Here is a 3,097-nt window from a genome sequence, read left to right as displayed (position 1 = left end):
CCCCGTTCCGGCAGCCCGGCTGACCGTGGGGCTTTGATAGATCACGCCGCAGGCCGCCGGCATCACCAGCGCCGTGCCGAGTGCCAGGGCCTGTCCGAGGCGGGCGTACCGCCTGTCCTTGCCATCCCGCATCGCATATCCTTTCTCGTTGGTTCGCATCCGTCTAGCGCGGTACGCGTGTGGTTTCCATGTACTCGAGCATCGGGCTGATCCATTGCCGCGAGCGGATGACCGTACCGCCCGGATCCAGCCAGTAGACATTGGTGAACCGATCGACCGGAGAGACACAAAGCTCCTCGATCCGGCGCAATTGGCCTGATGTGATGCCGGCCTCTGCCTCTGTCCCAGCCTGTGTCTGTGCGACACGGCGGCACTGATAGCTGCGAAAGACCGTACGGTCCTCGCCGTCGAGATAGCTGCGGATATGGGGATAGTATCCGTGCTCGCCGGGATCCCTGGAATTTCGCAGCATCTCGAGCCGGCCATCAACATCGGCCGACATCAGATCATCGCCAAGACCCCGTGTCGCGATCAGGCTGCCCCGCCGAAAGCTGAGCGTGATCCCGTCAAGCGTCTGCCAGACCGTCACATCGCCTCGACGCGATACCGGCGCAAGGGAAGCCTCGGCACCGGTCTTTGGCAAGACGACCCGCAAACGCTCGGTCGCGATGGGTTGTAACGGCACCGGTTCGACCTTGCCGGTCAGGCCAAGCGCGGGGGTGATCCTGTCACAGCCGCCGAGGGCCAGCATCATGGCACATGCCGTTATGGTGATGGTCAGCACGGGCGAGACGCGGCGGGGTCGCGGCACGGAGAAAGAGGGAAATCTCATCGCCAGAACCTTCCCCAGCCATCCTGCAGAGCGGGTTTCTGGAGCGGGCGCACCCGATCGTAGAGCCGACCATTGACATCAAGCCGAGCCCCGCCATCGCGTGTCAGAGAGCGTACCGTGGTGCTGAACCCGTCCTTGTTTGGCTCGCCGGTGAGCCAGGAGGTCGGGACGGTGATGCGGATCCCCTTGTCAAAGGAGCCTTCGCCGAAATCGTCGAACGAGACATCGGTGAAGGTCGCGAAGGCGCCGATTTTCCAGCCATTCCCGAATTCACGATCCAGCGAAATCGTGGCGCCCCAATCTCTGGCCAGATAGCGTCCGGCATCAACCTGGGCGTGAAACCCGTTGCCGAGTTCCGAATAGGCCGACACATGTCCGGTCACCACGTCGTAATCCTGAAAGCCGAACCTTTGATCGAAGTCGCGTTGCCTGACATAGTTGGTCTCGACGCCGATCGCGAAGAAGCTGTCATTGGGCTTCCAGAGCAGTTCCGTGGAAATCCCGCCGAACATCCGCTCCAGATAGCCCACGGTCGCCCGGCCATAGAGGTTCTTTCCCGGCTTGAAATAATAGCCCGCTGTCAGCTCGGTGAGCGCCGGATCGCCCTCCTTGTCATACAGGTTGAAATCGCTGCGGACCCGCGGCAGGACCGAATCCGACTCGCGCGTCGACTCGTCCAGATTGCCGATCACTTTCTTGCGAATGCTGCCGGAGAATTCCAAACCGCGCAGAGGCTCGAAGCGGGCTGAAATCTCTGCCCCGGCATCGGCACGCAGCGGATCGTCAGGGTCGAAAAAGCTCGGGGTCAGATACGGCTTCAAGGACCAGTCAAAGTTCGGATAGCGGTCCGGGACAGGCTGCGTGAGACTGACCGGAGAGGCGATCTGCGCCCGGGCGAAACTCTGCCAGCTGCCATCCAGCTCGTGCTCGAGCGCCTCCATGTCACTGCGACGAATGCGGGTTTCCGAGATGGGCATGCCCTTGGCCACGGACACGATGGAAAACGTCTCGATGCGGGCCGGCATGCGTCGCGACAAGACCCGGGCCGTGCGGCCAATGGCCTGTGCCTGCTTGCGATAGGTGTCGTTCTCGATCTCCACGCGGACACTGGTTCGGTTCAGCTTGAAGCCATGCAGGCGTATCCCCTGCCGGTTCAAGGCGCCGGAGAGCTGCTGGCGCAGGCTGTCCCGGCTCTCCAGCATATCCCCCCAGGAGAGTGCCGCAGCGGAGGTCTGTGGCATGACGGGAGGCGGAGACGGTGCGCGTCCCGACGCGTGGGGGCGATTTTTCGGGTTCACAGCGGCGGTAAGCTGAACGCCGATTTCGCTTCCATAGAGGTAGCGCAGAGACAGATCGATGCCGGGGCTGACCGTGTATGTGGCCCCGAAGTTTAACGGTATGTCGCGCTGGAATGCTGACGGGTCTTCGCGTGGGTAATCGTCAGAAGAATACTCTGCCGTCAGTCGCAACCTGTCGGTGGCCTGCCATTCAATCCCACCAAAAAACGCCGCGTCGCCGCGGAAGAACTGCTCTGCCTCGACCTCTCCGCCTTCGCCTGCGTCACGCGCCGGCCGAGTTTTGAACCGGTTATCGAAGATCCTCAGCGGATTGCTGAATCCACCGGCCCCGCCAAGCCGGCCCCAGCCGATTCCACCACTGACACGAACCGATGTCCCGAACGTCTTGGTGGCAACGAGATATTCTGACGAATAGACTCCCGTGCCGAGAAAATCGTTGAGCCCGATTGCGAAGGCAGGGCGTAGATCCGTTTCATCCGCGATGCGGTAATGCAGAGAGAAGCTGCGATCATAGAGTGTTTCGGTGCCCTCCGACAGGATATTGTCAAGCACCGAGTACCGGAAGCTGCCCGACAGACGTGGCAGAATCTGGAAGGTCAGGGTGTTGCGGGTCTGACCAGCGAAATGGCTGACGGAGAAGGCCAGCTCACCATCTGGTCGGCTGGTCGCGACCGGCATGTCGATCATGCCCGGATAGCCGTAGCTGTTATAGCCCGTGCTGATTTCTGGAGCATCCTGGGAAAAGAGGGGGACAGCTGTGCACACAGACGCCACAACGCCTGCGCCCAATACGGTCAATTTTTTTCCGATCAGGTCGCTCATGAGATCCGTTTATCTGGATTGCCACCAGGCATGACCCCAAAGCGCCTGTGGAAGAGACTTTTTCTTATGGTCGTTGTATATGAGGCACGGGGCGGCAAAAACCTGAACTCAAAACAAGATATTCGATATTCCAAACCTCATGGAT

At 60.8% G+C, this 3,097-nt stretch carries 2 protein-coding genes; both read right to left on the bottom strand.

The genetic code is table 11. The annotated features are described in order from the left end of the window. Positions 1-163: 163 nt before the first annotated feature. Positions 164-832, bottom strand: a complete 669-nt coding sequence (locus tag ACESL9_RS17655) for a YjbF family lipoprotein (RefSeq protein WP_372675383.1) — start codon at positions 830-832, stop codon at positions 164-166. Further along, positions 829-2,952: a YjbH domain-containing protein gene (locus ACESL9_RS17650; protein WP_372675382.1), complete on the bottom strand. Its 2,124-nt coding sequence runs from the start codon at positions 2,950-2,952 to the stop codon at positions 829-831. The genes ACESL9_RS17655 and ACESL9_RS17650 overlap by 4 nt, the downstream gene beginning before the upstream one ends. Between the last annotated feature and the right edge of the window lie 145 nt (positions 2,953-3,097).

The sequence above is a fragment of the Aquicoccus sp. genome (genome assembly GCF_041686535.1).
GTDB lineage: Bacteria > Pseudomonadota > Alphaproteobacteria > Rhodobacterales > Rhodobacteraceae > Aquicoccus.
The sequence above is the reverse complement of the archived record's forward strand: the minus strand, read 5'-3'. Positions and strand labels throughout refer to the sequence as shown.

Bases quoted from the DNA above. Each gene is read 5' to 3' on its own strand.
- ACESL9_RS17655 (WP_372675383.1), bottom strand. From the start codon at position 832: ATGAGATTTCCCTCTTTCTCCGTGCCGCGACCCCGCCGCGTCTCGCCC.
- ACESL9_RS17650 (WP_372675382.1), bottom strand. From the start codon at position 2,952: ATGAGCGACCTGATCGGAAAAAAATTGACCGTATTGGGCGCAGGCGTT.